This window comes from Rhizobium sp. 9140, assembly GCF_900067135.1.
Classification (GTDB): domain Bacteria; phylum Pseudomonadota; class Alphaproteobacteria; order Rhizobiales; family Rhizobiaceae; genus Ferranicluibacter.
The window spans coordinates 2,719,594-2,745,581 of sequence record NZ_FJUR01000001.1 but is presented as its reverse complement, the minus strand read 5'-3'; the positions used below and the strand labels follow the sequence as shown (position 1 = coordinate 2,745,581).

At 62.9% G+C, this 25,988-nt stretch carries 26 protein-coding genes; 11 read left to right on the top strand and 15 right to left on the bottom strand.

What is annotated here, in order from left to right; genetic code table 11:
• Positions 1-21: 21 nt before the first annotated feature.
• Positions 22-1,062: a D-xylose ABC transporter substrate-binding protein gene (gene xylF / locus GA0004734_RS12925; protein WP_092934265.1), complete on the bottom strand. Its 1,041-nt coding sequence runs from the start codon at positions 1,060-1,062 to the stop codon at positions 22-24.
• 208 nt (positions 1,063-1,270) lie between these two features.
• On the opposite strand from xylF, the gene GA0004734_RS12920 reads away from it, so the two are divergent.
• Complete coding sequence (locus GA0004734_RS12920) at positions 1,271-2,500, top strand: ROK family transcriptional regulator (RefSeq protein ID WP_092934263.1); 1,230 nt, start codon at positions 1,271-1,273, stop codon at positions 2,498-2,500.
• A gap of 66 nt (positions 2,501-2,566) precedes the next feature.
• On the opposite strand, the gene GA0004734_RS12915 is transcribed toward GA0004734_RS12920, so the two are convergent.
• Positions 2,567-4,213: a Na/Pi cotransporter family protein gene (locus tag GA0004734_RS12915; RefSeq protein ID WP_092934262.1), complete on the bottom strand. Its 1,647-nt coding sequence runs from the start codon at positions 4,211-4,213 to the stop codon at positions 2,567-2,569.
• 178 nt (positions 4,214-4,391) lie between these two features.
• Positions 4,392-5,054: a TetR/AcrR family transcriptional regulator gene (locus GA0004734_RS12910; RefSeq protein ID WP_092934260.1), complete on the bottom strand. Its 663-nt coding sequence runs from the start codon at positions 5,052-5,054 to the stop codon at positions 4,392-4,394.
• Between the two features lie 116 nt (positions 5,055-5,170).
• On the opposite strand from GA0004734_RS12910, the gene GA0004734_RS12905 reads away from it, so the two are divergent.
• The 5 genes from GA0004734_RS12905 (at position 5,171) to GA0004734_RS12885 (ending at position 12,102) form a co-directional block, all read left to right on the top strand.
• Positions 5,171-6,256 (top strand): efflux RND transporter periplasmic adaptor subunit, encoded by a 1,086-nt coding sequence (locus GA0004734_RS12905; protein WP_175386347.1) that lies wholly within the window; start codon positions 5,171-5,173, stop codon positions 6,254-6,256.
• A complete protein-coding gene (locus GA0004734_RS12900; RefSeq protein WP_092934256.1) occupies positions 6,253-7,317 on the top strand; it encodes an efflux RND transporter periplasmic adaptor subunit in 1,065 nt (354 codons plus the stop codon). Before GA0004734_RS12905 ends, GA0004734_RS12900 begins: the two co-directional genes overlap by 4 nt.
• Positions 7,314-10,406 carry an efflux RND transporter permease subunit gene (locus GA0004734_RS12895; RefSeq protein ID WP_092934254.1) on the top strand — a complete coding sequence of 1,031 codons (3,093 nt, stop codon included), beginning with the start codon at positions 7,314-7,316 and terminating at the stop codon, positions 10,404-10,406. The genes GA0004734_RS12900 and GA0004734_RS12895 overlap by 4 nt, the downstream gene beginning before the upstream one ends.
• 183 nt (positions 10,407-10,589) lie before the next feature.
• Positions 10,590-11,321, top strand: coding sequence for a haloacid dehalogenase type II (locus GA0004734_RS12890; RefSeq protein WP_092934252.1), 732 nt, complete (start codon positions 10,590-10,592; stop codon positions 11,319-11,321).
• Complete coding sequence (locus tag GA0004734_RS12885; protein WP_092934250.1) at positions 11,311-12,102, top strand: aldolase; 792 nt, start codon at positions 11,311-11,313, stop codon at positions 12,100-12,102. The genes GA0004734_RS12890 and GA0004734_RS12885 overlap by 11 nt, the downstream gene beginning before the upstream one ends.
• 16 nt (positions 12,103-12,118) lie before the next feature.
• On the opposite strand, the gene GA0004734_RS12880 is transcribed toward GA0004734_RS12885, so the two are convergent.
• The 3 genes from GA0004734_RS12880 to GA0004734_RS12870 all read right to left on the bottom strand — a co-directional run bounded on the left by GA0004734_RS12880 (position 12,119) and on the right by GA0004734_RS12870 (position 14,578).
• On the bottom strand, positions 12,119-13,609 hold the full coding sequence (locus GA0004734_RS12880; protein WP_092934248.1) for a PAS domain-containing protein: 1,491 nt from the start codon (positions 13,607-13,609) through the stop codon (positions 12,119-12,121).
• Positions 13,610-13,762: 153 nt separating this feature from the next.
• A complete protein-coding gene (locus GA0004734_RS12875; RefSeq protein WP_092934246.1) occupies positions 13,763-13,915 on the bottom strand; it encodes an entericidin in 153 nt (50 codons plus the stop codon).
• A 69-nt stretch (positions 13,916-13,984) separates the two neighbouring features.
• On the bottom strand, positions 13,985-14,578 hold the full coding sequence (locus tag GA0004734_RS12870) for a DNA-3-methyladenine glycosylase (RefSeq protein ID WP_092936282.1): 594 nt from the start codon (positions 14,576-14,578) through the stop codon (positions 13,985-13,987).
• A 100-nt stretch (positions 14,579-14,678) separates the two neighbouring features.
• On the opposite strand from GA0004734_RS12870, the gene GA0004734_RS12865 reads away from it, so the two are divergent.
• Together GA0004734_RS12865 and GA0004734_RS12860 are read left to right on the top strand one after the other, a co-directional pair.
• Entirely contained in the window at positions 14,679-14,984 is a 306-nt protein-coding gene (locus GA0004734_RS12865) for a hypothetical protein (protein ID WP_092934244.1), read from the top strand.
• A 98-nt stretch (positions 14,985-15,082) separates the two neighbouring features.
• Positions 15,083-16,036: a YihY/virulence factor BrkB family protein gene (locus tag GA0004734_RS12860; RefSeq protein WP_245292515.1), complete on the top strand. Its 954-nt coding sequence runs from the start codon at positions 15,083-15,085 to the stop codon at positions 16,034-16,036.
• 107 nt (positions 16,037-16,143) lie between these two features.
• Here GA0004734_RS12860 and GA0004734_RS12855 read toward each other — a convergent pair whose 3' ends face one another.
• Positions 16,144-16,320: a DUF2735 domain-containing protein gene (locus GA0004734_RS12855; RefSeq protein ID WP_092934240.1), complete on the bottom strand. Its 177-nt coding sequence runs from the start codon at positions 16,318-16,320 to the stop codon at positions 16,144-16,146.
• 423 nt (positions 16,321-16,743) lie between these two features.
• Here GA0004734_RS12855 and GA0004734_RS12850 point away from each other — a divergent pair, with 423 nt between their 5' ends.
• The gene (locus tag GA0004734_RS12850) at positions 16,744-17,784 is read left to right on the top strand and encodes a glutamine synthetase beta-grasp domain-containing protein (RefSeq protein WP_092934238.1); all 1,041 of its coding nucleotides are present in this window, start codon (positions 16,744-16,746) and stop codon (positions 17,782-17,784) included.
• Between the two features lie 347 nt (positions 17,785-18,131).
• Here GA0004734_RS12850 and GA0004734_RS12845 read toward each other — a convergent pair whose 3' ends face one another.
• The 4 genes from GA0004734_RS12845 to GA0004734_RS25990 all read right to left on the bottom strand — a co-directional run bounded on the left by GA0004734_RS12845 (position 18,132) and on the right by GA0004734_RS25990 (position 19,823).
• Positions 18,132-18,830 carry a TerC family protein gene (locus GA0004734_RS12845; protein WP_092934236.1) on the bottom strand — a complete coding sequence of 233 codons (699 nt, stop codon included), beginning with the start codon at positions 18,828-18,830 and terminating at the stop codon, positions 18,132-18,134.
• A 227-nt stretch (positions 18,831-19,057) separates the two neighbouring features.
• Positions 19,058-19,228, bottom strand: a complete 171-nt coding sequence (locus tag GA0004734_RS25995; RefSeq protein ID WP_175386346.1) for a hypothetical protein — start codon at positions 19,226-19,228, stop codon at positions 19,058-19,060.
• Positions 19,229-19,315: 87 nt separating this feature from the next.
• Complete coding sequence (locus tag GA0004734_RS12840) at positions 19,316-19,498, bottom strand: hypothetical protein (protein ID WP_092934233.1); 183 nt, start codon at positions 19,496-19,498, stop codon at positions 19,316-19,318.
• A 148-nt stretch (positions 19,499-19,646) separates the two neighbouring features.
• Positions 19,647-19,823, bottom strand: coding sequence for a hypothetical protein (locus GA0004734_RS25990; protein WP_092936281.1), 177 nt, complete (start codon positions 19,821-19,823; stop codon positions 19,647-19,649).
• A gap of 622 nt (positions 19,824-20,445) precedes the next feature.
• Between GA0004734_RS25990 and GA0004734_RS25985 the strand changes: the two genes are divergently transcribed.
• Positions 20,446-20,610, top strand: coding sequence for a hypothetical protein (locus GA0004734_RS25985; RefSeq protein ID WP_175386344.1), 165 nt, complete (start codon positions 20,446-20,448; stop codon positions 20,608-20,610).
• Positions 20,611-20,722: 112 nt separating this feature from the next.
• On the top strand, positions 20,723-20,959 hold the full coding sequence (locus tag GA0004734_RS12835) for a DUF6894 family protein (protein ID WP_092934229.1): 237 nt from the start codon (positions 20,723-20,725) through the stop codon (positions 20,957-20,959).
• Between the two features lie 32 nt (positions 20,960-20,991).
• On the opposite strand, the gene GA0004734_RS12830 is transcribed toward GA0004734_RS12835, so the two are convergent.
• From GA0004734_RS12830 to cysT, 4 genes are all read right to left on the bottom strand, one after another.
• A complete protein-coding gene (locus GA0004734_RS12830; protein ID WP_092934227.1) occupies positions 20,992-23,025 on the bottom strand; it encodes an acyltransferase family protein in 2,034 nt (677 codons plus the stop codon).
• A gap of 169 nt (positions 23,026-23,194) precedes the next feature.
• The gene (locus tag GA0004734_RS12825; protein ID WP_092934224.1) at positions 23,195-24,232 is read right to left on the bottom strand and encodes a sulfate/molybdate ABC transporter ATP-binding protein; all 1,038 of its coding nucleotides are present in this window, start codon (positions 24,230-24,232) and stop codon (positions 23,195-23,197) included.
• Between the two features lie 17 nt (positions 24,233-24,249).
• Positions 24,250-25,137, bottom strand: coding sequence for a sulfate ABC transporter permease subunit CysW (cysW, locus tag GA0004734_RS12820; RefSeq protein ID WP_092934222.1), 888 nt, complete (start codon positions 25,135-25,137; stop codon positions 24,250-24,252).
• Positions 25,127-25,984: a sulfate ABC transporter permease subunit CysT gene (cysT, locus tag GA0004734_RS12815; RefSeq protein WP_092934220.1), complete on the bottom strand. Its 858-nt coding sequence runs from the start codon at positions 25,982-25,984 to the stop codon at positions 25,127-25,129. Before cysT ends, cysW begins: the two co-directional genes overlap by 11 nt.
• Between the last annotated feature and the right edge of the window lie 4 nt (positions 25,985-25,988).

The following is a 25,988-nucleotide window of genomic DNA, read 5'->3' as shown; positions in this document are numbered from 1 at the left end:
GGCCGATCAGTTGCAGGCGCATCAGTTGCAGGCGGGGACCGAGCCGGCCTTCACGCCCTGGCAGGCTTCTTCCTTGCTGATCCACTTGGCGTCGATCACGGCGTTCAGATTGTCCTTGGTGATCGGCATGGGGGAGAGGAAGACGGACTTCATCGGCACCTTCTTCGGGCCGCCTTCGAAGGTCTGGACGTCGGTGATCGCGTCCATCTTCTTGCCGTTGGCGAGATCGACCGCGATTTCCGCGGCGCGCTTGCCGAGAACGCGGCTGTCCTTCCAGACCGATACGGTCTGTGTGCCGAGCGCGACGCGGTTGAGCGCAGCCTTGTCGGCATCCTGGCCGGAGACGGGAACGGAGCCTGCGAGACCCTGCGCATCCAGCGCTGCGATCGCGCCGCCGGCAGTGCCGTCATTGGAGGCGACAACGGCATCGACCTTGTTGTCGGCGGCGGTCAGGAACTGCTCCATGTTCTTCTGGGCCAGTTCCGGCTTCCAGCCATCGGTATAGGCTTCGCCGACATTCTTGATCTTGCCGGCGTCCATGGCTTCCTTCAGCACTTCAACCTGGCCGGAGAAGAGGAAGTCGGCGTTCGGATCGGCCGAGGAGCCCTTGATGAAGACGTAGTTGCCTTCGGGCTTTGCCTTCAGCACTTCGCGGGCCTGCATACGGCCGACTTCCTTATTGTCGAAGGTGATGTAGAAGGCTGCGGGGTTTTCGATCAGGCGGTCGTAGCCGACGACCGGGATGCCTTCGGCGGCAGCCTTTTCGATAGCCGGGCCGATCGCATCGGAATCTTGCGCCAGAACGATCAGGGCGTTGGCACCCTGCGAGATCAGCGACTCGACATCGGTCAGCTGCTTGGCGGCGGATGACTGGGCGTCGGCCGAGATGTACTTGTCGCCGGATGCTTCGAGTGCAGCCTTGATGGCAGCCTCGTCGGTCTTCCAGCGCTCTTCCTGGAAGTTCGACCAGGACACGCCGACGACGAGGTCCTTGGCCTGCACCGCGGTGTGCAGGGATACGATGACGGCAACGCCGGCCATGAGTTTCAGAACGGATTTCATCAAAACCTCCCAAACGCGGCTGACCGTTCGCGCGAACCTCCCGCACGACCCCCGCCCAGCCCGAAAACCTGTCGAACACTCCTCCTGAGAGTTTTTTCTCGACAGTCGAGAAAATAGATGTCAGAGATTTCCAGGGCTGTCAACACGATCATTTCTGGGGTTTTTCGGCAGGTTTTTTGGATTTCGGGCAGGGAAGGTCAGACTACACATGCTCATCAAGTCCGGCTCCGAACAGATGCGCCAGCAGAACATCCTGCTCGTTCTCTCAGGCCTGCGGCGTCATGGTCCGCAGTCGCATACGGACCTTGGAACGCGCACCGGGCTGTCGTCGGCGACCGTCTCCGCCATCACCGTCGAGCTGGAAAAGGCAGGCGTGCTGGAGCGGAGCGAGCAGCAACCGGGGGCAGGGCGCGGCCGGCCCCGTGTGCTGTTTTCGCAAGTGCGCAATTGCGGCTATCTGATCACCGCGCAGATCTCGTCGGATGCCGTGCAGTATTCGCTGGTCGATTATGCCGGCCGACTGATCGACCGGTTCGACGAGGCGCGGCGCCATGATGCACAGAGCACGTCCCTCTTCGCGCCTCAGTTTCGCGAGGCGCTCAGCCGGCTCGCCGAGCGTTCGCGGCTTGCGCGCGAGACGGTGATGGCGATCTCGATCAGCAGCAAGGGCACAGTCGATGCCGACGGGCATCGGCTGCTTTGGTCGCCGCTTCTGGGCGAGCAGGAGATCGACTTCGCAGCCCTTCTGGCGCCGGACTGGCATGCGGCCGTGACGCTGAGCAACGAGACGTTGCTGGTGGCGCAGGCGCTTGGGGTTGCTGCTAAGTCCGCCTCGGAGGATGGCGCGCTGGCCGTTGTTTCGCTCGGTCATAGCATCGGGCTCGGCATCGCACGCCTGCGGCGACATGACGAGGTGGAGGCAAGCGCGCCCAATTTCGGGCATATGCTCCACGCTCCGGGCGGCGGGCTCTGCCGTTGTGGCGGGCAGGGGTGCATCGAGGCGACGGCAGGGTTCTACGGCATCCTGCGCACGGCCTTCCAGGTGCCGGCAGACACCATCCCGGCGAAATTCGTTCCGCTGCCGGAGATGGACAAGATCGCGCAATCGGCGCGGGGAGGAAACCGGATGGCGGGCTATGCCTTCCGTCAGGCCGGGCTCGCGCTGGGCAACGGCCTGTCGCGGTTGATGAGCTTCCATGGCCGCATGCCGATCGTTTTCACCGGACCGGGAACGCGTTATTTCGATCTCCTGGCGCCGGGTATCGATGAGGGTCTTTCCGCCTCGCACGAAGTGCGGCTGAAGGGGCGGCCCGAGATCACGGTGCACCCCGACGAGCAGCGGCTCGTCTTCGAGGGTCATCTCGACCGGGCTCTGACGAGGATGGATCAGACCATCGCCGAAGCCCGGCTCTCGCCCTCCGAGAAGCGCTCTGCCTGACGAGATTTCAAGTTTTTCCCGTTTGTCTTTTCGGGATAACCGGTTCCCACTTATCCCTGACAACCTTTAGACCCCGAGGGTCTTCAGCCGGCTCTCGCGCAGGAGGCCGCTCGCATCCATGATCGGATGGGCGACGGAGACGATATGGGCGTTGATGCGCTTGAGGTCGCGCAGCATGTCGAGATGCAGCGAGCTGGTCTGCAGACTGTCTGTATGTCCGTCGCGCAGGCGCTGGAAATGCCGCTCGGCCGACTGTTTCTCAAGATTGCGGACCTCGACCTTCACCTCCATCAGTTTGCGGGCAAGGTCCATGTCGCGGGTGACGAAGATCGTCTGAGCGATGCGCAGATTGTCGATCGTCATGTCGAACAGGGTCTGCAACTCCTGAAAGCCGGCGTCGGAGAATTTGAGCCCGAGCGTGATCTTCTTCGTCACCTGATCGAGCAGCCCTTTCTCGATGATGTCGCCGATATGCTCCAGGTTGATCGCATAGTCCACGATGACGATGGAGCGCCTGCCGTTCTCGTCGTCCAGACCCTTCCGGCCGAGCTTCGAGAGGTAGATCTTCACCTCCTGCTGGAGGCTGTCGACGCTGTGCTCCAGGCCTGCGATCTGCCGCAGCGGCCCCATGTCGTTGGTGCGGAAGCTGTCGGACGCGAGGATCAGCATGCGCTCGATGAGATCGCCGACGCCCAGCACCTCGCGCGTGGCGCTGGCAAGGGCGACGACGGGGGTGGAGAGTTCGTGATCATCGAGGAATTTCGGCGCGTTCTCCCGCTCGGGCTGGTCGGGTACCATGCGCATCATCAGGATCGAGAGGCTGCGGGCGAAGGGCCAGGCGGCGATCGCCAGCAGGATGTTGAAGATCAGATGCGCATCGACCGGCAGCTTTTCCGGCGGCAGGGGCAGACGTCCGAGCAGTTCCGCGCCGATGCCGGCGAGCGGCAGGGCGATGAGACAGCCGCAGGTCCGCACGATGAGGTTGCCGAGCGTCACCCGGCGCGCCGCCGGCGGCCCGTTGAGGGTGGCGACGAAAGGTGGGATGGCGCCGCCGAGATTGGCGCCGAGCACCAGCACGACGATGAGGCCGGGGGAGAGAATGCCGGTGGAGGCGAGCGACAGGATAAGGACGACGATCGCAAGGCTTGAGGACGAGATGAAGGCGAGCACTGCGCTGAAAATGAGCGCGACCAGCCAGGCGCCGTCCAGAAGCGCGATGAAAGCGGCGAGCGCCGGCGAGGCGCGCATCGGCTCCGTCGCGAGACCGAGGAGATGCAGCGAGAGCAGCATGAGCCCAATGCCGATCAGCGCCGTGCCGGCGCCCTGCCGGCCGCTATGTTTGCCGCGATAGAGCGCGGTGCCCGCGAGAATCAGCAACGGCGAGAGCCATTCGATGCCGGTCGAGACGATCCAGGCGGTAACGGCGGTGCCGATATTAGCGCCGAGAAGCACGATCTGCGCCAGCCGCTGCTTGACCATGCGGCGCTCCACGAAGGACGACACCATGAGCGCCGTGGCCGTGGAACTCTGAAGGGCCACGGTCGCCACGAAGCCGGATAGAAAGGCCCGCCAGCCGCGCTTCGTGCCCGTCGCAAGACCCGTGCGCAGCCGGGCGCCGAAGGCGCGCGATACGCCGTCCTTGACCAACGACAGGCCGAAGAGCAGGAGCGCGATGGCGCCGAACAGGTTGATCATGACGATGGTGGATTGCATCGATCTTTATCCCGGCATGTCAGGCAGGTGGGGCTTCGCCCGCAGACATCAGGAGCATAGGATGCGCAATGAGGCGGGGCAACGATACTGCTGAAAGTAGCGCGTTGTGTGCGTTTTGCACGGTGTCGCTGCGACGCCGCTCGTCGCTCCCTCTCTTCCACGAAGCGACGAAAATGCTTCAGAGACCCTGATCGGGTTCGTTCGGCATCAGCGAGGGACGCACGAGCGACAGCAGATGGTCGATGCGTCCCTCCCGCTCGCGTTCCGTCATGGGCTGCGGCCGGCGGATGAGGGCGGTCACCAGCGATTCGCCGATGATGGCGCCGACGAGCAGGCTTGCAAGTTCCGACGGACGCTCCGCCTTCAGGCGGCCGGTGTCGTTGAGGCGGGAGAGGATGCCGGTCAGCTTCTCCTTGCAGTAGCGCAGGCCGTTGTCATGAAAGGCGGCCGCGAGTTCCGGCGCGTGCGCGCTTTCGGAAATGACCAGCCGGGTGATGTTGACCTGGCGGTCGGAGAGGACGAAGGCCGAGAGCCGGGAGAGGATATCGCCAATTACGGCATCGGCCGGCTGGTTGTCCTCCGGCATATCCAGCTTGATGTCGTCATGCATGACCCGGTCGATCAGGGCGACGAACAGGTTTTCCTTGGTTCCGAAACTCCGGTACACCGTCTTCTTCGACATGCCGCAGGCCTTGACCACATCGTCCATATGCGTCGAGCGGTATCCTTGCGAGACGAAACATTGCTCCGCGGCAGCGAGAATCTGGTCCCGGCGCTCGGCTTCGCTCAGAGCGGCGGGACGGCCAAGTTTTTTCTTGATACTATATCCGCATATGCTCATGAGGGACCTCTTGACTTTCGGAAACCGATGAGTTTTCTATCATTAGGAAACTGCAGGGTTTCCCGTCAAGCCCGAGGGGCCTTTACCCCGGACGAAACGGCAATATGGATCCGATCATGACCTTCCCCTTCGTCCGTATGGCGCTTGTCGCTGCCATGGCGGTGTTTTCCCTGACGGCCTGTTCCGATGATGAGGCGCCAGCGCCGAAGCCGGTGCCGCGCGTCCGCGTCGAGACCGTCGCTCCCAAACCCTCGAAGAGCGAGATCAGCCTGACGGGCTCGATCGCCGCGCGCACGGAGACCAATCTTTCGTTCCGGACCAGCGGCCGCATCATCGAGCGCCTGGTCGATGTGGGCGACGCCGTGCGCAAGGGGCAGCTTCTGGCCCGGATGGACGACGAAGTGCAGCGGGCCGATCTCGATTCGGCCCGTGCCACGCTGTCTGCCGCCAATGCCGACCTGTCGCATGCCACGGCGGCGTTCGCGCGCCAGCAGACGCTGCTTCGCGCCAATTCGACGGCGCAGACCACCTACGATCTCGCGGAAGAGAACCTGAAGGTCGCGCGCGCCTCGCTGAAGTCGGCCGAATCGGCGCTGACCAATGCCGAGGAAACGCTGTCCTACACCGAGCTGACCGCCGATGCGGACGGGATCGTGACCGCACGCAATGCGGATGTCGGCGAAACGGTCCAGGCGGCACAGGCCGTCTTCTCCGTCGCCGTGGACGGGCCGCGCGATGCGGTCTTCGATATCTACGAATCGCTTCTGCGGAGCGGAGAGCCGCCGGACGTCACTGTCAGCCTCGCATCGGATCCCTCCGTCGTCGCCCGCGGCCCGGTGCGCGAGATCGCGCCGACGGTAGATCGGCAGACGGGCACCGTGCGCGTCAAGGTCGGGCTCGACCAACCGCCGGCCGCCATGACGCTTGCCTCGGTCGTGCGGGGCACCGTGTCGCTTGTCGGTCCGCCGGCCTTCACGCTGCCGCCGACCGCGCTGGCCGCCTCGAATGGAAAACCCGCTCTGTGGATCTTCGATCCCGCCAACACCACCGTTTCGCTCCGCCCGGTGACACTCGCCGAATACCAGACCGGCGCCATGATCATCGCAACCGGCCTGAAGGCCGGCGATCAGGTCGTGGTCGATGGCACCAAGCTGCTGCGCCAGGGCCAGACCGTCATGCTGTCCGAGGGGACCACCCCATGAAGCCCGTCCTCATTCTTCTTCCGCTCGCTTTCATGCTGGCGGCCTGCTCCGACGACACCGAAGCGCCGCTGCCGCCGCCGCGGCCGGTGAAGTCGCTGGTACTGGAGGAGACGAATTCCGTTCCGCTGTCCTTCGCCGGCACCGTCGAGCCGCAGATCGTCACCAATTACAGCTTCCAGATCCTCGGCCGCATGATCTCCCGTAACGTCCAGGTCGGCGATCCCGTGGAGCGCGGCACGTTGCTGGCCGTGCTCGAAGCCACGGCGCTGGAGCAGGACGTGCAGGCCGCCCAGGCGTCGCTCGTCAGCGCCCAGGCGTCCGCCAACAATGCCCGTGTCGTAGAGCAGCGCCAGAAGGGTCTTTTCGCCAAGACCGTCGTGTCGCAGGCCGCCGTCGAGGATGCGGTGCAGGCCGCGCAGGCTGCGCAATCCGCCGAACTGCGGGCGAGGGCGAACCTTGCAAAGGCGCAGGAGCGTCTGAGCTATGCGAAGATCGCCGCCGACTATACCGGCGTCGTCACCAGCACGGCCGCCGAACCCGGCCAGGTGGTTGCCGCCGGACAGACGGTGGTGACGGTGGCGCGGCCCGATCTGCGCGATGCCGTGGTCGATCTCCCCGCCTCTGCGGCGTCCGGCATCAAGATCGGCGATCCCTTCTCGGTCGTTCTCCAGTCCGACCCGACGACGGTGGTCAAGGGCCGCGTGCGGCGCATCGAGCCCTCGGCCGATCCTGTCACACGTTCCCAGCGCATCCGCATCGCGCTGCAGGCGGCGCCCGCCGCTTTCCGTCTGGGCTCGGTCATCGCGGTTTCGCTACCCGATACCCGTCCGTCCGAATTGCTGCTGCCCGCCTCCGCTATCGTCACGCGTGACGGCAAGACGCTGGTGTGGATCATTCCGGACGGGACCGATGCCGTCGCCACGCGCGAGGTCACGACCACCGGCACCGGCGACCGTGTTGCCATCACCTCCGGCCTCAAGCGCGGCGACCGCGTCGTCGTCGCCGGGGTCAATAGCCTGACCGACGGGCAGAAAATCCGCGTTTCCGGAGATTTGAAATGAAGCCGTTCAACCTGTCGGACTGGGGGCTGGGTCACCGCTCGCTCCTCTGGTATTTCATGCTGGTCTTCTCGCTTGCCGGCTTCCTGTCCTATCTCAATCTCGGTCGCGAGGAGGATCCCTCCTTCACGATCAAGACGATGATCATCACTGCGCAGTGGCCCGGCGCCACCGTCGAGGACACGATCAAGCAGGTAACGGAGCGCATCGAGAAGAAGCTCGAGGAACTGCCGCAGCTCGACTACACCAAGAGCCAGACGGTCGCCGGCCAGACGACGGTATTCGTCTATCTGCGCGAAACGACGCCGGCAGCGCAGGTCCCGCCGACATGGGTGCGGGTGCGCAATCTCGTCGGCGATATCGCCGGTAACCTGCCGTCCGGCGTTCAGGGGCCGTTCTTCAACGACAGCTTCGGCGACGTCTACGGCAATATCTACGCCTTCACCTCGGATGGCTTTTCTCAGCGCGAGCTTCGCGACACTGTGGAATCCGTGCGGGCCGAAGTGCTGACCGTGCCGAACGCCGGCAAGGTCGACATCATCGGAGCCCAGGACGAGGTCATCTTCCTCGAATTCTCCTCTCGTCAGCTGGCGGCCCTCGGGATCGACCAGCAGAGCGTGGTCGATACGCTGCAGGCCCAGAACGCGGTTGCGCCCTCCGGCGTCATGCAGGATAGCCCGGAGCGCATCAGCGTCCGCGTGTCGGGCCAGTTCTCCTCGGAAGACAGCCTGCGCAATCTCAACCTGCGGGTCAACGACCAGTTCTTCCGGCTGAGCGACGTGGCCTCCATCCGCCGTGGCTATGCCGATCCACCGAGCACGATCTTCCGCTACAACGGCGAGCCGGCGATTGCGCTGGCGGTGAACATGAAGCAGGGCGCCAATCTCCTGGCCTTCGGCGAGGCGCTGACGGAGCGCATGGACAAGATCGAGCAGAAGCTGCCGGTCGGCATCGATGCGCATCTGGTCTCCGACCAGCCGAAGATCGTGGACGAGGCGGTGTCCGGCTTCACGCGTGCACTGTTCGAAGCTATCGCCATCGTGCTTGCCGTCTCCTTCGTCAGCCTCGGCCTGCGGGCCGGACTGGTCGTCGCCGTGGCCATCCCGCTCGTTCTCGCGATGACCTTCGTCATCATGGAATATCTCGGCATTTCGCTGCAGCGCATTTCGCTCGGCGCGCTGATCATCGCGCTCGGGCTGCTTGTGGACGACGCCATGATCGCCGTGGAAATGATGGTGGCGCGGCTGGAGGCGGGGGACGACCTGCGCAAGGCCGCAACCTATGTCTACACGTCCACAGCATTCCCGATGCTGACCGGCACGCTGGTGACCGTTGCGGGCTTCATTCCCGTGGGCCTCAACAACAGCGCGGCGGGTGAGTTCACCTTCACGCTGTTCATCGTCATCGCGGCATCGCTTATCCTCTCCTGGATCGTCGCCGTGCTCTTCACACCGCTTCTCGGCGTGCTGATGCTGCCGAAAACGATGAAGCAGCATCACGGCTCCAAGGGCATCGTCGCCCGCGTCTTCTCGCGAGTCCTGCTCCTATGCATGCGCTTCCGCTGGGTCACGATTGCCGTGACGCTGATCGTGTTCGCGGGCTCCGTCTACAGCATGCAGTTCGTGCAGCAGCAGTTCTTCCCCTCATCGGACCGCAACGAGCTTATCATCGACTGGAACCTGCCGCAGAGTGCCTCGATCCGCGAGACGCAACGGCAGATCGCGCAGTTCGAAGCGGAAAAGCTGAAGGGCAATCCGGATGTGGAGCATTGGTCGAGCTATGTGGGGCAGGGCGCGCTGCGCTTCGTCCTGTCGTTCGACGTGCAGCCGAACAGCCCGGCCTTCGGGCAGACGATCATCGTCAGCAAGAGCATCGAAGCCCGCGATCGGCTGAAGCCGGATCTCGAGGCCTATCTCAAGAAGACGTTTATCGGCACGGATGCCTATGTGAAGCTCCTCGATATCGGCCCGCCCGTTGGTCGCCCCGTCGCCTATCGCGTCAGCGGTCCGGACATCCAGACGGTGCGGCAGCTGGCGCTCGACCTTGGCAATATCGTCGGTGAGAACAAGCACCTCGGCGACGTCGCCTATGACTGGAACGAGCCGTCGCGCGTGGTCAAGATCGACGTGCTGCAGGACAAGGCGCGCCAGCTCGGCATCACCTCGCAGGACATTGCAACGACCATCAATGGCATTGTCGGCGGCACGACGGCAACGCAGGTGCGCGACGATATCTACCTCGTCAACATCGTCGGCCGTGCGGTCGAGGCGGAGCGCAGCTCCATCGAGACCTTGCGAGACCTCCAGTTGCCCGTCGGCGATGGCCGGTCCGTGCCGCTCGCCGCCGTGGCCTCCTTCCGTTACGATGTCGAGCAGCCGCTGATCTGGACCCGCTCGCGCATCCCCACCGTCACGGTGCGGGCCGGCATGATCGACAAGGTGCAGCCGGCAACGGCCGTCGCCGAACTCGATCCGGCGGTCAAGTCGTTCGAGGCGACCCTGCCGCCCGGCTATTCGATCGCCGTTGCCGGTGCCGTCGAGGAAAGCGGCAAGGCGCAGGGACCGATCGCTGCCGTCGTGCCGCTGATGCTGTTCGTCATGGCGACGATCCTGATGATCCAGCTTCAGAGCTTCAGCCGGCTCTTCCTCGTCTTCGCGGTCGCGCCGCTCGCCATCATCGGCGTCGTCGCGGCGCTGCTGCCGAGCGGGGCGCCTATGGGCTTCGTGGCCATCCTCGGCATCCTGGCGCTGATCGGCATTCTCATCCGCAACTCGGTGATCCTGATCGATCAGATCGAGACGCTGCGGCGGGACGGCGTTGCGCCCTGGCGTGCCGTCGTGGAGGCGACCGAACACCGCATGCGGCCGATCATGCTGACGGCTGCCGCTGCCAGCCTCGCGCTCATTCCGATCGCCCGCGAGATCTTCTGGGGGCCGATGGCCTACGCCATGATCGGTGGGATTATCGTGGGGACCGTCCTGACGCTGCTCTTCCTGCCTGCGCTCTATGTCGCCTGGTTCCGAATCCATGAAGAGAAGCCCGAGGACAAGCCCCGGACGGACGCGCCTCCGGTGGCGCAGCCCTCGGCCTGACGCCATCGCATCGATCGTCATTATCTCCGCCGCCCGTTCATCCGACGGGCGGCGTTTTCGTCTGGCATATCGGCTCGGCCTGACGGGCAGGTCAGCGTCAAACCCGATCGCGCGCATCCGAACATTTCATTTCCAAATGGTGGAATCCTTTGCCAAAACATTGGGGACCAAGGAGGCGATGCGATGACACTGACGGGGCCACGGCCGGACTGGCTGACATTCGATTGCTACGGAACGCTGATTCAATGGGACGAAGGCCTGATGGCGGCGATCTCGACGATCCTGTCGGGGCAGGCCGGCACCGTCGATCCCGGCGCCTTCATCTCCACGTTCGACGGGTATGAGCATGCGCTCGAAGCCGAGCGGCCGCATCGGTCGTTTCGCGAGGTCAGCGCGCTCGCGCTGGAGAAGACGATGGTGGCGTTCGACCGTGCGTTCGATCCCGCGGATGCCGGCATCCTCACCGGATCGATCGGCCGGATGCCGCCTTTTCCGGAGGTGGTGGACACATTGCGCCAGCTCAAGGCTGCCGGTTTCAAGCTGGCGATCATCTCCAACACGGACGACGCAATCATCGCGGGCAATGTCGCCCAGCTCGGTGGCGTCATCGACCGGGTGATCACGGCCGAGCAGGCGGGTGCCTACAAGCCGTCGGCGCAGATCTTCCATCACGCGTGGAAGAGCCTTGGCATTTCGCGCGAAGAGCTGGTGCATATCTGCGCCAGTCCGCATCTCGATCTTGCGGCGGCGCGAGACTTAGGCTTTCGTACGATCTGGATCGACCGGGGAACGGGGCGCAAGCCGCCGGAGGATTACCGGCCGGATGAGCGTGTTCCCACGCTCGACCAGGTGCCCGGCCTGCTTAGGGCTGCCGGCTGGATGCAAGAGGATTCTGGAGGCCGATATGGCGCATGAACTGACGATCTCCAAGACCGGCCCCGCACTGCTGCGCAATTCGTCGCTCGAGACGGAGGACATCTGGCAGGCCCGTGTCGATCTCGCCGCGAGCCTCCGCATGGCGGCGCGGCTGGGGCTGCAGGAGGGCATCTGCAACCACTTCTCGGCCGTCGTTCCGGGCCATCGCGATCTCTTCCTCGTCAACCGTCTCGGCTGGGCCTTTCAGGAGGCGACGGCATCGTCGCTGCTGATCTGCGACTTCGAGGGTCATGTGATTGCGGGCGACGGCGTGCCGGAGGCGACCGCCTTCTACATCCATGCCCGGCTTCACAAGATGAGCCCGCGCGTCGGCGCCGCGTTTCATACGCATATGCCGAATGCGACAGCACTCAGCATGGTCGAGGGCGAGCCGCTTGTCTGGGCCGGGCAGACCGCGCTGAAGTTCTACGGCCGCGTGGCGATGGACGAGGAATATAACGGGCTGGCGCTTGACGAGCGGGAAGGCGACCGGATCGCCGCCGTCCTTGGTGATAAGGACATTTTGTTCATGAAGAACCACGGCGTGATGGTCTGCGCACCGAATATCGCTGAGGCCTGGGACGATCTCTATTATCTGGAACGCGCCGCCGAGGTGCAACTGAAAGCGATGAGCACCGGTCGGCGCCTGCTGCCGGTGTCGGACGAAATCGCAAGCGTCACTGCCCGCCAGATGCGGGAGGGAGACCCGGAAAGCGCCCGGCTTCATCTGGAAAGCGTGCGGCGCGTACTGGACCAGCAGCAGCCGGCCTACCGGACCTGACGGCTTCGGAAGTGCTTTAGCCGGGGCGCATGTCCTCGCCGTCTTCATCTTCGTCTCCGATCGGCGCTTCCATCGTGAAGACGACGCCCGTGACGTCGTAACGCAGTTCGGCGCTGCCACCGAGACTGTTGGACAGCACGCGCTCGATCATTCGGGTGCCGAAGCCACGGCTGGTCGGCGGTGATACCGGCGGGCCGCCGCTCTCTTCCCATGTCAGCTTCAGGCGATGCAGGGATGTGTCCGCCACCGCATGCCAGCGGACGCGGATGCGTCCGGACAGGTTGGAGAGCGCGCCATACTTGATAGCATTGGTCGCAAGCTCGTGCAGCGCCATCGCCAGCGTTAGGACAAGGTTGGACGAGACCTGCAGATCCGGACCGTCGATGTCGATCCGGTTGGGATAGCTGTCCCAGAAGGGATCGAGCGTGGCCCGGATGATCCGGCCGAGATCGGCACCCGAGAAATTGCCAGAGACGAGCAGATCCTGTGCCGCGCCGATCGATTGCAGGCGCGAGGTGATGGCCTTGCCCGCGGCCTCCTTGTCCGGTGCCTGCCGGAGCGTCTGGTTGATGACCGACTGCACCGTCGTCATCAGGTTCTTCATGCGGTGACTGAGTTCGCGCACGGTGATGGCGCGAGCCTCTTCGGTGCGCTTGCGATCGGTGATGTCCATCGAGAGGCCGGACATCTGCGATGCCTGCCCGTCGGCCTCGTAATAGACCAGCCCGCGAATATGCACCCAGCGCATCCGGCCATCGGGAAAGACGCATCTATGCTCGACGTCATATTCCTCGTGACGTTCCACCGCCTTGCGGAACGCGTCGCGCACATGCGCCTGATCTTCCGGCAGAACCGCGTTCAGCAGGTCGTCGACCGTGAAGTTCTGATCCGGCGCGTAGCCGAAGTTCGCCTTGCAGTCCGGCGAGGCGACAAGCTCCATGGTGGAGAGGTTGAGCGTCCAGTAGCCGAGATGACCCGCCTCCATGGCGAAGCGCAGCTGCGTCTCGTTGCGCTTCAGCTCTGCCGTCCGCTTCTGCACCTCGCCTTCCAGCAGATCGCGGTCGCGCTCAAGCCGCACCACGCGATCGCGTTCGAGCGTCACGTCCAGCTGAGATGCAAAGAAATAGGTGAGTTCGCCTTGCTCATCGAAGACGGGCGAGATCAGAAGACGATTCCAGAAGGGCTCGCCGTTCTTCTTGTAGTTCACGACGTCGATTTCGATCGGATGCCGCTTCTCGATCGCCTCGCGCACCTTCTGGATATCGTCGCGATTCGTATCCGGCCCCTGAAGGAAGCGACAGTTCGTGTTGATGATCTCGTCGCGCTCGTAACCGGTGAAGCGGAGAAACGCGTCATTGGCAAAGACGATCGGATTGTCGGGCTTGGAGGGGTCCGTGATGAGCATGGGCATGCGCGTTGCGCGGACGGCCGCTGCGAAGGGATCATGGCCCACGTCCTTCCGGACAATCTGGGCTTCAATACGCTGATGCTCTGTGACGTCGTTCAATGATCGTCCTCTCGGTGACCTTTCTCCTAGACGGTAAATTCAGGGCGGCCATTTAAAAAAACAATGTCTACTGTCGAAACTTGATAATGCGAACCGCGTCCCGGCTGGGGGACGCGGTGATTGCATGATATACGGTGGGAACGCTACGGAGCCTCATTTTCCGTTTTGCGACAGCACGCGGTTGCTGGCATCGTCGAGCGCCCGGCTCGTGTTCTGCCCATCACGCTTCAGCCCGTTTGCCGTATTGCCACAGCCGGTCAGCGTGAGGGCGGCGATGCCAAGGATGGCGATAAAGATTGGGCGCATGGTGTCTCCTATGGGTTGAGGATGTTTTCTCGGACAGAAAATTGTGGCGAGACGGGACTTTTTCAATCCTCATCTGGGGGATGTGTTTGAAGCCCATGTCGATGCCGCTTTCGTCCGCGTGAAACTGCGGCTGACATAGGGAGAACCGGCAAGGCCGAACCGCCAGGGATGCTCGATCGCCTTGGTAATGCCGATCCGGGGGCCTGTGATCACCTCTGGGGGCGCCTCGGGGGCTGAGAGAAAGAAGGGCGCCGCAAACAGCGACAGACCATCGTGCCCGCCATCGATGCCGAGCGCCTGACAGACCCGACCGGGGCCGGCACAGAGGAGCCTCGGATGATCAAGCCCGCGGCGTTGCGCCATGACATCCTGCCCGGATGTCGGCTGTAGAGCCCGGATCAACACGGCGCTGCCCGGACGGCAGACCATGTTGACGCACCAGTGAATGCCGTAGGACCTGTAGACATAGGCGTGCGCGGACGGCCCGAACATGGCGCGGTTGCGGGTCGTCGGACCGCGAAAGCTGTGCGACGCGGCATCATCGGGCTCGTAGGCCTCGGTCTCCACGATGACACCGCCGATACCATCGACGAACAGGGACGCACCGATCAGATCCCGGGCAACGTCCACAGCGGAGCGATCAAAGAAGTCAGCGTCGATCATCATGTTCTCTGGCGTTCCGAGCCTGCAGGTGAGGGCAATCCGGGGGCTTCCGAGGGAACCATACCGGCGATATCCCGTTTTGAAAAAAAGGAGATTTTTCATGTTCGTCAAGGATTTCATTCGTGTCACGCTTCTTTCCGTGGCACTGGCTTTGCCTGCCGGTGCCACCGTCGCGCAATCGCAGCAGGGCGAATGCGCCGTCGGTGTACCGCCGTCGGGAACGTCACCAAATGCCAATCCCGGCAGCGGCTCGCTGACAGAGAAGCTCAACGACTGTAACAGCGTGCTGAAGCCTCCGGCCGTCGGCGATGGAGAGATCGTCGAGCCGGCGCCTCAGACCGGTCAGATGCCGGTGATCACGCCAAATGATGTGCCGCAGGATGGAAATCCGCCGAAACAGCCGTAAGTCTCTCTCAAAGACTGTGAGAGGGTTCCATGGCAGACGGACATCAGGCCGGCAGGCAAGCGGCAACAATCGGCGGTGTACCGCTCAAGGATAGCGCGATGGAAGGTGACAGACGGGGGCGCCTTGCGGAAAAGCCCTCTGCCATCCCCTATCCCGGGTTGAAGGATGTCTTCTGGCGGGTCATCGCCGAGATTGGCGAGGACCGGGTGACGCTGATTGCGGCCGGCGTCACCTACTATCTTCTGCTTGCGCTCTTTCCCGCTCTTGCCGCGCTCGTCTCCATCTACGGCTTCGTTGCGGACCCCGGTGCGATCGGTGCTCAGGTGACCCTCCTTGCCGATGTCGTACCCACTGGATCTCTCGACATCATTCTCGACCAGTTGAAGACGCTGGCGACGCAGAAGACGTCAACGCTGTCGATCGGCTTTGTGTTCGGCCTCGTCGTCGCGCTGTGGAGTGCGCATAACGGCATGCGCGCCTTGTTCGACGCGATGAACATTGCCTATGGGGAAACCGAAAAGCGCGGCTTCTTGAAGATGACAGGCTTGGGCTTTCTCTTTACGCTCGGTGCGCTCGGCGTCGCCGTTGTCGTGATCTCCGCGATCGGCATTCTGCCGGCCGTGCTGTCTTTCCTCTGGCTCGATCGCTGGGTCGAGCTTCTGGCGCGGTTCGCGCGCTGGCCGCTGATGCTGGCCATTGTCTGCTTTGCCACGATGATGCTCTATCGCTACGGCCCGAGCCGGGAGACGGCGCAACTGCGCTGGCTGACCTGGGGGGCGGCTTTCACCAGCATCGCCTGGCTTGGCGCATCGCTCGGCTTTTCCTACTACATCGAGAACTTCGCGAATTATAACGCGACCTATGGCACCCTCGGCGCCCTGATCGGCTTTATGGTGTGGACCTGGATGTCGGTGATCATTCTGATCGTCGGGGCGGAGATCAACGCCGAGCTGGAGCACCAGACAACCATCGATTCCACGACCGGGCATCCGAAGCCGATGGGCGAGCGCGGTGCCTATGTGGCCGACACGATCGGCGACCCCGCGGCATAATCGCGCCGCATGAGGCAAGTCCCGGATGGAGCGCACAAGAAAGAAGAGATTGTCGCATCTCCGCGGCAATCGCTCTTAACGTCTGAAAAAATATCGCATCTGTAGCCTTACTGGGGCTTCGTCTCGTTCATGGCGGCTTCGTGGTACCAGCTGTCGATGATCACGGGGGAGGCCGGAGCCTCGACCTTCGCATCCATGCCGGTCTTCCAGGTGTTCAGCCCCTTGAGGCCGCCGATCGGGAATTGGTAGATCGTTGCCGAGTGGCGCTGTGGTGTCGTTGTCATGGCATCGGCTCCCTTTTCTGTGTTGGAGTTATATGACGTTCATATGCACATATTTTGCGCTGAATGTCTAAAAATAAATCAAATCTCTGTCAGGTTTTCGCGCATTTTCCCATTGGGCGGCAGATTTCCGGCTGTTGCCCGGTGTTTCTGCCTTCATTTTCCACTTACCAACGGCCAGAGGGCATGCGCTGTTCCCGCTAGAGTGCAACGCTCTGCTGTGCCGGGGCAGAAATTGCTTCGTCTTTTCAACATCGCCGTCGCGAGGCTCCGGTTTTCCGTGCTTCAGCCGTTAACAAAATCGTCATCTTCACCGAGCGGGCGGCAAACTGGCACGGCGTGTGCATTCCTTTCAGTTCAGAGGGGCCGGTTTTCGGTTTCGGGCATCGACCTCCTGAATTGCTCACCACCTATGAGAGATTTGTCATGACCAAGTATAAGCTCGAGTACATCTGGCTCGACGGGTACACACCGGTACCGAACCTGCGCGGCAAGACGCAGATCAAGGAATTCGACGCGTTCCCGGCACTGGAGCAGTTGCCGCTCTGGGGCTTCGACGGTAGCTCGACCATGCAGGCCGAAGGCCGCAGCTCTGACTGCGTTCTCAAGCCCGTTGCTCTCTATCCCGATCCGGCCCGTACGAACGGCGTTCTCGTGATGTGCGAAGTCATGATGCCCGATGGCGTCACGCCGCATCCGACCAATGCCCGTGCGACGATCCTCGACGACGAAGGCACGTGGTTCGGTTTTGAGCAGGAATACTTCTTCTACCAGAACGGCCGTCCGCTCGGCTTCCCGGAGCAGGGCTACCCGGCTCCGCAGGGTCCGTACTACACCGGCGTCGGCTACAGCAATGTCGGTGACGTCGCACGCGAGATCGTCGAAGAGCATCTCGACCTTTGCCTCGAAGCCGGCATCAACCACGAAGGCATCAACGCCGAAGTGGCCAAGGGCCAGTGGGAATTCCAGGTCTTCGGCAAGGGCTCCAAGAAGGCTGCCGACGAAATCTGGATGGCACGCTACCTTCTGCAGCGCCTGACCGAAAAGTACGGCATCGACATCGAGTACCACTGCAAGCCGCTCGGCGACACCGACTGGAACGGCTCGGGCATGCATTGCAACTTCTCGACCGCCTACATGCGCGAAGTCGGCGGCAAGGCTTATTTCGAAGCCCTCATGGCCCAGTTCGAAAAGAACCTCATGGACCACATCGCCGTCTACGGCCCCGACAACGACAAGCGTCTGACGGGCAAGCACGAAACGGCTCCGTGGAACAAGTTCAGCTACGGCGTTGCTGATCGCGGCGCGTCCATCCGCGTTCCCCACTCCTTCGTCAAGAACGACTACAAGGGGTACCTGGAAGACCGCCGCCCGAACTCGCAGGGCGACCCCTACCAGATCGCTTCCGCCGTCCTCAAGACGATCTCGGAAGTCCCCACCGAAGGCTATGCTTCGGCCGCAGCCTGACACTGTCAGCGTGTTCCGCCTCTTTGCCGTTGGCGAAAGGGGCGGGCGGGTGATGGGCCTGCGACGCGGGCCAATTGAAGAGAATGAAAAGCGGCGCTGGGTAACCAGCGCCGTTTGTCTTTGTCTAAACGACAGAATTCAAACGAATCGATATCGACGTGGCCGCGCGTCATATGTAGCGCTCGGCTTGGCTGTTGTGCCGGTGTGGCTGCTCCGGATCACTGCGACCAAGAAAGGGGGCAGATACAAAAAAGCCCTCCCGCCAGTTTCGGCGAAAGGGCTCGACGTTCTAGCAGTCTGCAGATCATCATCTGCAGAACAGCAGCGGTATGACGCTCTTCAGCGCGTTACGGCGCGGGCGCTGCGGCCGGAGGCGTTACTGGAGCGACTGCAGGCGGCGTCGTCACGGCTGGCGTCGCAGCGGCGCTGCCGTCGATGTAGGGCAGGACTTCCATGCCGCCGTGGTAAAGCATGCTAAGCGCCACGTAGAAGATGACGGCGAGGCCGACATAGGCGATCCAGCGGTGCTTGTGCAGCAGATTGGCGATGAAGCTGGCGGCAAGGCCCATGAGTGCGATCGAGACAATCAGGCCGATGACGAGCACGGTCGGGTGATCCTGTGCTGCACCGGCGACGGCAAGAACATTGTCGAGCGACATGGAAACGTCGGCGATAACGATCTGCGTTGCCGCCTGCAGGAAGGTCTTGCGGACTCGGGTTTCGTCTGCGGCGTCGCCCGTTTCATGTGCAGCATTCTGGTCGGCCTGGCGCAGTTCGCTCCACATCTTCCAGCACACCCAGAGCAGCAGCAGACCGCCGGCGAACTGGAGACCGACGATGGCCAGAAGCTGTACTGTGATGGCTGCAAAGGCAATGCGCAGCACGGTTGCCGCGATGATGCCGACAAGGATCGCCTTGCGACGCTGGTCGGCGGGCAGTCCGGCTGCGGCGAGGCCGATGACGATGGCATTATCGCCCGCCAGCACCAGATCGATGGCGATGACCTGTAGAAATGCGGCCAATCCGGCTGCGGTAAAAATTTCCATATCCGATACGTCTCCCTCGTGCCGTTCGCTTCGAATGACAATTGCGTTATCTGTCCGCTAAAGCCATTCAATCGGGTTAGGCAAGGAGAAATCGACGAATTCGACGTGCTGTCGCTGATCGTCGTTGCGGGATGTCACAAATTGGCATTTCGGAAGTGCATCAAAGTCGTTCGATGGCCGTTAAAGCTAGGGCGTCCCTGCGCCGAGGACAGAATTCGGTCGATGGTCTATCGGCGTAACGGATCGACAGCAATGCTCTCGCGCTGTGTCACATCATAGAGCGCCGGTTCGATCCGGCTCGTTTCGACATTGGGGAGATAGTAAAAGTGGACAAAGCCCAAGGCGAGCAGTCCGCCAATGACATTCATGGCAGCGAAGATCAGGATTTCAGAATCCATTTTGCGTCTCTCGTGAGAACGCCCCGGTTTCAGGGAAGGCCGTGCGACCCTTTTGCCCAAGGGTCGCACGGCCGGTTTCGGTCTGTCCTACAGCGCCGGTACGCGGCGTTTTGCTGCCATCAGCAAGTCCAGTTCGGTCATGGAGGGTCCGAAGCGTTCATAGAGACGCTTTGCCTCGTCGGTCTCGAGACCGTAGCGCGACTGAAACTCTTCCAGGGTGCAGGATTCGCCACGCACCGTCTTCCCCCGTATTCCCTTCAAATCCGTCATGTCACCGCTCCCTTGCACGTCTCAACTGCAAACTCGCATGTGAACGCCTCGGTTTCGGCGAAGTTCCCTTAGCGCCGCGCAATTCGGAGACACGGAGAAAGGTTTGCTGGAGGCAACGATTAGGGCACTACAGCGCGTACTTGGCCGCTCAGACTTGCCGATTACCCTGCAGAGCGTTCAGAGCGGTCATCCCCGCTGCCTGCGCCTGAAGCTGTGATGAGAACTTGCCGGTTGCGGGGTGGGTGACGCCGCGGAAGGTCAGCGTGAAGCTCCATTTTCCATCCCGCTGCTTGGCAACGGTTACGCTGGACGTCGCCTGTGTCATCTCGTCTCTCCCGCTTGAGGCCCGGCCATCCGTCTTGGAGTTGCCACCCGTATCGACAGTTGTCCCATAGTCCATCTGGATGGCAGCGGAAATCTCTTTCGCATATAAGGCTCGGGGAGGTGTTTTCTTCGCATGTGCAAAACGCATAGCTGCGATGCAATAAATCTGCTCGTACGCGCGGCGGAAAATTGTATGATGAACGTATCGAAGCGATGCACCTCCTCCCGCAAAGCTTCGACGTCCTTGACGATCCTATCCTCCTCCCGGGATTGTCGATGGTGGTTGCAGCTTATCCTCCTCCCAAGCTGCCAACCGGAATTGAGAGCCTGCTGCACCTCCTCCCGCAGCGGGCTCTTTTCGTTTTTGGTTGGTGTTGTCGCGAAAGCGCCAAAGGCGCTTGAAAGGCCTCGGTCAACGTTCGGATCCATGGCCTTCTCTCACCTCGATACGCCGTGCTGCGCCTACGCGGCATCGAGCTTCTGTCATTTCATCACCACGCCGCTATGTCAGAGGAACATCAAACATAGGCACGCGTTCCGACTGTGCGTTCGAAGATGGACGGAATGCCGGTCGTGGTGACCGCGAGCTTGTGTTCCGGAGAGTGATTGTCGAGGAGAGCGTTTTGCCAGTCCGTACCATCATGCTGGGGGTCTTCGGCTTCGTGATTGCAGCGATCCTGAGCGTCGTTTTCGTCCAGCGTCTCGAAGGGAAATCCGGCGACCAATCCATTACCTCTCCGGATCCGCTCGTCGTCGCGCCGGAAAAGGCCGCCGAGCAGAATCCGTGAGCGCCGGAAGCTCGCCAAAATCGACGCCAACCGCCGGCGCCCGTCATGCCGGTCCCGGCATTAGCTCTTTCTGCCGTTCACCCTCGCTGAACGCATCATCAAGGCGGTCGTGATGCCTCTGTTTTACTTCAATCTGTTCGATCATGAAGGCTTCTCTCGGGCAGAGGAGCCCTACGCTTTCACGGATGTTGCCGCAGCGCTGGCCGAGGCCGAGATTGTGCTTGCGGAAATGGCACTCGATGGTCTTCCGCGAGGGCCTGACAGCCGCATCGAGGTCGAGGTGCTCGATGTGAACCGGACCTGCGTCGCGAAGGTCAGCCTCGAACTTCGGCGGCAGATTTTCACCTGACGCCCGTCTTTTCACCTGACGCCCGTCGTCGCTCAACGGCCCGCCGAAGCGGTTTCTCCCAGACGACGTACCGCGTCGATGATCGGTGGCATCAGCAGCGCGGCACCGGCGTTCGACAGGTGGTCGTCGTCGAAATAGAAGATCCGGTCCGTCGAAAGGCTGTTGATGCAGCGGCCCTGAACAAAGCTGTCGCAGAAGATCGCGGATGGTTTGATCTTCGCGAGTCGGGAATGCTCAAGCGTGTCGAAAGCCGCGATGATGGCGGCGTTGCGGGCGCGGTAGCGATCCGACGACGTTCCCAATGGCTCGACATCCGTCGACGTCATGGCCGCGCGGGCCAGCAGATCCGGTACGTTCCAGCCCGCTTCGGGTATAGGATAGACGAGCACGACGTTCACACCCCGGTCGAGATAGGCATGGATATCGCCGAGAAACGCGGCGAGCACACGCTCCTTGCGGGCAGGGTCGGTCTCGCCGCCCATCTCGTCGCGACGGTCATAGAGGTCGGCATAGGTCGGCTTCAGAGCCTCGATGCCCCCCTCGCCATTGTCGAACGCGTTGCCATCCAGATAGAGCGACCAGCGGCTGACCATGATGACGGTCCTGATGCCGCTCTTGGCTATGTAATCCTCCACGCCTTCGAAGAAGGGGTTGCAGCGGAGGCGGTATTTTGCGTTCGAGACCACCAAGCCAGAAAAGCCGGCGCAGGAGGAGTGGGAGAGAGCATAGAGGTTGAGCCCCGCCCGCGCGAAAGCTCGCAAAGCCTCGCCGGTGATCGCGCCGGCATGCGAATCGCCGATCAGGATCGTGTCGCTCTTCTCCGTGTTCGGCGTCATGCAAGCACGGATCGGATGGGGCAGCGTCGCCTCGCCCTTGTCGAAAAGACAGGTCGTCATCGCCGGGTCGGGGTGAGCCTGCACCTCGAGTGCTGCGAGGGCCGCCGGTGGCAGGCGGAACGACAGGCCGTCGTCCAGCCGCCCCGCTGCTCCGATCGCCATCATCACAACGGCGACCGCGCCGGTCGCGCCGAGAATACGGGGGCCGCTGGCCAGCGCCTTGATGCGGCCGGTGCGAAACGGCGTCTCGACGAAGCGCCAGGACAGGATGGCGAGGAGCACGGCGGTAAGGGTCAAGAGCGCCATCAAAAGAGGCGTCGGCTCGGTCAGGCTGCGGATGCGCGCAAAGGCGAACAAAGGCTGGTGCCAGAGATAGAGACTGTAGCTGATCAGCCCGATGCCGGTCAGTAGCCGCAGGGAGAGGAGCCGATGCACGAGCGTGCCTTGGCCGGCAAAGAGAATGATCAGCGCGGTGCCGCCGACCGGCGCCAGCGTCCAGGCCGAGGGAAACGGCGTGCCGTCGTCATAGAGGAAGACCCCGGCGAGCACAGCGGCTAGGCCGATCAGGGAGAGGACGTCGTTGCCGGGCTGCTCGCGCTTCAGGAGAATGAGCGCGCAGAGCGAGCCGGCCAGCAATTCCCAGGCGCGGGTGTGGGGAAGGTAGAAGGCTGCGTTCGGAAAAGCCACGGCGCCGTAGACCGCGAGCGCGAAACTGGCGAGAGCCATGAGGAGAACGGCGGCGAAGCGGACGCGGGCGCCGTAGCGATGGAGAGCCATGAGCAGGATCGGGAAGACGACGTAATACTGCTCCTCGACCGCGAGGCTCCATGTGTGCAGCAGCGGCTGCTTCTCGGCGGCGGCGGCGAAATATCCGCTTTCCTGCCAAAAAAGGACGTTCGACAGGAACAGGCAGACGGCGATGATGCTCTCGCCAAAGCTTTTCATCTGCGCCGGCAGCATCCAGGCCCACGCGAAGGGCAGGCAGCAGAGGATCACGGTGAAGAGCACGGGCATGATGCGCCGCGCCCGCCGCTCGTAGAAGCCGAGAATGGTGAAGGTGCCCTTGTCCTGCGCGGCCGCGATGATCGTGGTGATCAGGTAGCCGCTGATGACGAAGAACACATCGACGCCGACATAGCCGCCGGCGAACCAGCCGACGCCCGCATGGAAGAGGATGACCGGGACGACGGCCACGGCCCGGAGGCCATCGATTTCGGGTCGGTGCTGCATGGGATCTTCGCGTCAGGGGGGCGGCTAGGGAGAACGTAAAATGACGGCGGAGCATCGATCCGTCGCCTAAAGGAATAGTCCGTCGCCGGCATTCTTCAAGACGCTAATGGAATAGCGACCACGCATTCTCCGCCGGTGTGGCCGTGGTGCACGTTTCGGTCCGGCAACCTCAGGGACGGAACAGGCGCCAGCGATTCGGACGGAAAGCGATGCGCGTGCCGGGGGTGGCTGCGACGTCGGAAGGCAGCTCGATTTCGACACGGCGCGTGCTGCCGGCGATATCCAGCTCGACATGCCGCGTGCCGGCAACGCGCCGGCTGAGCGTGACGACGCCGGCAAGACAGCCGCCGCAGCCATCGAGCAGGTCGATATCGTGCGGGCGGAAATAGAGGTCGGCCGGACCTTCGGGCTCTCCGGGGGCGCTGACGCCGATCGAGCGGTCCTCGAGCCATAGCTGTCCGTTCTCGATGCGCACCTTCAGGGTGTTGGACTGGCCGATGAAGCCGTAGACGAAGGGGGAGTTCGGCGTGTCGTAGATCTCGTCCGGCGTTCCCACCTGCTCGATCCGGCCCTTGCTCATCACCACGACGCGGTCAGCCAGTTCCATCGCCTCGTCCTGATCGTGCGTCACGAAGACGGTGGTGTGGCCTGTGCGGTCGTGGATCTCGCGCAGCCAGCGGCGCAACTCCTTGCGCACCTGCGCGTCGAGCGCCCCGAAGGGCTCGTCGAGCAGCAGCACGTTCGGCTCCACCGCCATGGCGCGGGCGAGCGCGACGCGCTGGCGCTGGCCGCCCGAAAGCTGCGCCGGATAGCGCTTCTCCAGGCCGCCGAGTTGCACGAGATCGATGAGATCTTCGGCGCGCTTGCGGATGTCGGCCGCAGCCGGGCGACGAGACGAAGGCCGCACCTTTAGCCCGAAAGACACGTTGTCGATCACCGTCATATGCCGGAAGAGAGCGTAATGCTGGAACACGAAGCCGATATTGCGCTGCTGCACGGTCTTCCTGGAGGCGTCGTCGTCGCCGAAATAGATCGTGCCGCCGGTCGGGCTTTCCAGCCCGGCAATCAGCCGCAGCAGCGTCGTCTTGCCGGAACCCGACGGGCCGAGGAGGGCGATGAGTTCGCCCGAGCGGATGTCGAGCGAGACCTTTTCGAGGGCCGGGAACCGGCCGAAATCCTTGCGGATGTCCTGAACGCGTACTTCCATGAAACCATATACCTTTTTCAGTGCTTGCGTGCGGCGGCGATCTGCGCACTGAATTTGAATTCGAGCAGCGACTTGATGACGAGCGTCACCAGCGCCAGAAAGGCGAGCAACGTGGCCACGGCAAAGGCGCCGATGAAATTATACTCGTTGTAAAGGATCTCGACCTGCAGCGGCATCGTGTTGGTCATGCCCCGAATATGGCCTGAGACGACCGAGACGGCGCCGAATTCGCCCATGGCGCGGGCGTTGCAGAGCAGCACGCCATAGAGCAGACCCCATTTGATATTCGGCAGCGTGACGTACCAGAAGGTCTGCCAGCCGCTGGCGCCGAGCGAAAGGGCTGCCTCCTCGTCGCTCGTGCCCTGTTCCTGCATCAGCGGGATCAGTTCGCGGGCGACGAAAGGAAAGGTGACGAAGACCGTGGCGAGCACGATGCCGGGCACGGCGAAAAGCACCTTGATGCCATGGCTGCTCAGCCATGGGCCGAGCAAGCTGTGCGATCCGAACAGGAGCACGAAGACGAGCCCCGAGATCACAGGCGAGACCGAGAAGGGCAGGTCGATCAGCGTGGTCAGAAACGCCTTGCCCTTGAACTCGAACTTGGCGATGGCCCAGGCGGCGGCGATGCCGAAGGCGAGATTGAGGGGCACCGCGATGGCCGCGACCAGCAGGGTCAGCCGGATCGCCGCCCATGTCTCGGGATCGGCGATGGCCTCGAAGAAGGCGCCCGGCCCCTTGCGCAGCGCTTCCGTGAAGACGATGGCGAGCGGCAGCACGAGGAAGAGGCCGACGAACGCCAGCGACAGCGCAATCAGGCCGTAGCGGGCGAGGCGGCTTTCCGAGGTCGCGGATCGCACCATCTCCGATGTTCCGCCGGATGCGGGAGCGGCAGCATCATGCGCCATAACCATACCTCCGCCGGCTCCAGGCCTGTATGGAATTGATCACGAGCAGCATGACGAAGGAGATGATCAGCATGACGGCGGCGATCGCGGTTGCGGCGGGATAGTTGAACTCTTCCAGCCGGATGACGATGAGCAATGGCGCGATCTCCGAGACATAGGGCAGGTTGCCGGCGATGAAGATGACGGAGCCGTATTCACCCACGCCACGGGCAAACGCCAGCGCAAAGCCGGTCAGAACGGCCGGCGCGAGGCCCGGCAGCAGCACGCGGCTGACGGTCTGGAAGCGTGTCGCGCCGAGCGTCGCTGCGGCCTCCTCGACCTCGCGGTCGATCTCTTCCATGATCGGCTGCACCGTCCGCACCACGAAGGGCAGGCCGACGAAGATCAGCGCGAAGACGATGCCGAGCGGCGTGAAGGCGACCTTGATCCCGAGCGGCGTCAGCAGGCTGCCGATCCAGCCGTTCGGTGCGTAAAGCGTGGTGAGCGCGATGCCGGCGACCGCCGTCGGCAGGGCGAATGGCAGGTCGACCATGGCGTCAATGACACGCCGGCCGAAGAAGCGGTAGCGCACCAGCACCCAGGCCAGCAGCACGCCGAAGACCACATTGGCCAGTGCCGCGAGGAAGGCGGTTCCGAAACTGATCTTCAGCGCGTTCAGCGTTCGCTGATCGGTCGCCAGCGTCCAGAACGTGCTCCAGCCGAGCGCGCTCGATCGCCAGGCGAGACCGGAGAGCGGAATGAGAATGATGAGAATGAGCCATGACAAAGTGACGCCGAGCGCCAACCCGAAACCCGGGATGACGCTCGGCTGTCGAAATTGCCACCGCTGAGGGAGGCTTATCGTCATGTAA

Bases quoted from the DNA above. Each gene is read 5' to 3' on its own strand.
- xylF (WP_092934265.1), bottom strand. From the start codon at position 1,062: ATGAAATCCGTTCTGAAACTCATGGCCGGCGTTGCCGTCATCGTATCC.
- GA0004734_RS12920 (WP_092934263.1), top strand. From the start codon at position 1,271: ATGCTCATCAAGTCCGGCTCCGAACAGATGCGCCAGCAGAACATCCTG.
- GA0004734_RS12915 (WP_092934262.1), bottom strand. From the start codon at position 4,213: ATGCAATCCACCATCGTCATGATCAACCTGTTCGGCGCCATCGCGCTC.
- GA0004734_RS12910 (WP_092934260.1), bottom strand. From the start codon at position 5,054: ATGAGCATATGCGGATATAGTATCAAGAAAAAACTTGGCCGTCCCGCC.
- GA0004734_RS12905 (WP_175386347.1), top strand. From the start codon at position 5,171: ATGACCTTCCCCTTCGTCCGTATGGCGCTTGTCGCTGCCATGGCGGTG.
- GA0004734_RS12900 (WP_092934256.1), top strand. From the start codon at position 6,253: ATGAAGCCCGTCCTCATTCTTCTTCCGCTCGCTTTCATGCTGGCGGCC.
- GA0004734_RS12895 (WP_092934254.1), top strand. From the start codon at position 7,314: ATGAAGCCGTTCAACCTGTCGGACTGGGGGCTGGGTCACCGCTCGCTC.
- GA0004734_RS12890 (WP_092934252.1), top strand. From the start codon at position 10,590: ATGACACTGACGGGGCCACGGCCGGACTGGCTGACATTCGATTGCTAC.
- GA0004734_RS12885 (WP_092934250.1), top strand. From the start codon at position 11,311: ATGGCGCATGAACTGACGATCTCCAAGACCGGCCCCGCACTGCTGCGC.
- GA0004734_RS12875 (WP_092934246.1), bottom strand. From the start codon at position 13,915: ATGCGCCCAATCTTTATCGCCATCCTTGGCATCGCCGCCCTCACGCTG.
- GA0004734_RS12870 (WP_092936282.1), bottom strand. From the start codon at position 14,578: ATGATCGACGCTGACTTCTTTGATCGCTCCGCTGTGGACGTTGCCCGG.
- GA0004734_RS12865 (WP_092934244.1), top strand. From the start codon at position 14,679: ATGTTCGTCAAGGATTTCATTCGTGTCACGCTTCTTTCCGTGGCACTG.
- GA0004734_RS12860 (WP_245292515.1), top strand. From the start codon at position 15,083: ATGGAAGGTGACAGACGGGGGCGCCTTGCGGAAAAGCCCTCTGCCATC.
- GA0004734_RS12855 (WP_092934240.1), bottom strand. From the start codon at position 16,320: ATGACAACGACACCACAGCGCCACTCGGCAACGATCTACCAATTCCCG.
- GA0004734_RS12850 (WP_092934238.1), top strand. From the start codon at position 16,744: ATGACCAAGTATAAGCTCGAGTACATCTGGCTCGACGGGTACACACCG.
- GA0004734_RS12845 (WP_092934236.1), bottom strand. From the start codon at position 18,830: ATGGAAATTTTTACCGCAGCCGGATTGGCCGCATTTCTACAGGTCATC.
- GA0004734_RS25995 (WP_175386346.1), bottom strand. From the start codon at position 19,228: ATGGATTCTGAAATCCTGATCTTCGCTGCCATGAATGTCATTGGCGGA.
- GA0004734_RS12840 (WP_092934233.1), bottom strand. From the start codon at position 19,498: ATGACGGATTTGAAGGGAATACGGGGGAAGACGGTGCGTGGCGAATCC.
- GA0004734_RS25990 (WP_092936281.1), bottom strand. From the start codon at position 19,823: ATGACACAGGCGACGTCCAGCGTAACCGTTGCCAAGCAGCGGGATGGA.
- GA0004734_RS12835 (WP_092934229.1), top strand. From the start codon at position 20,723: ATGCCTCTGTTTTACTTCAATCTGTTCGATCATGAAGGCTTCTCTCGG.
- GA0004734_RS12830 (WP_092934227.1), bottom strand. From the start codon at position 23,025: ATGCAGCACCGACCCGAAATCGATGGCCTCCGGGCCGTGGCCGTCGTC.
- GA0004734_RS12825 (WP_092934224.1), bottom strand. From the start codon at position 24,232: ATGGAAGTACGCGTTCAGGACATCCGCAAGGATTTCGGCCGGTTCCCG.
- cysW (WP_092934222.1), bottom strand. From the start codon at position 25,137: ATGGCGCATGATGCTGCCGCTCCCGCATCCGGCGGAACATCGGAGATG.
- cysT (WP_092934220.1), bottom strand. From the start codon at position 25,984: ATGACGATAAGCCTCCCTCAGCGGTGGCAATTTCGACAGCCGAGCGTC.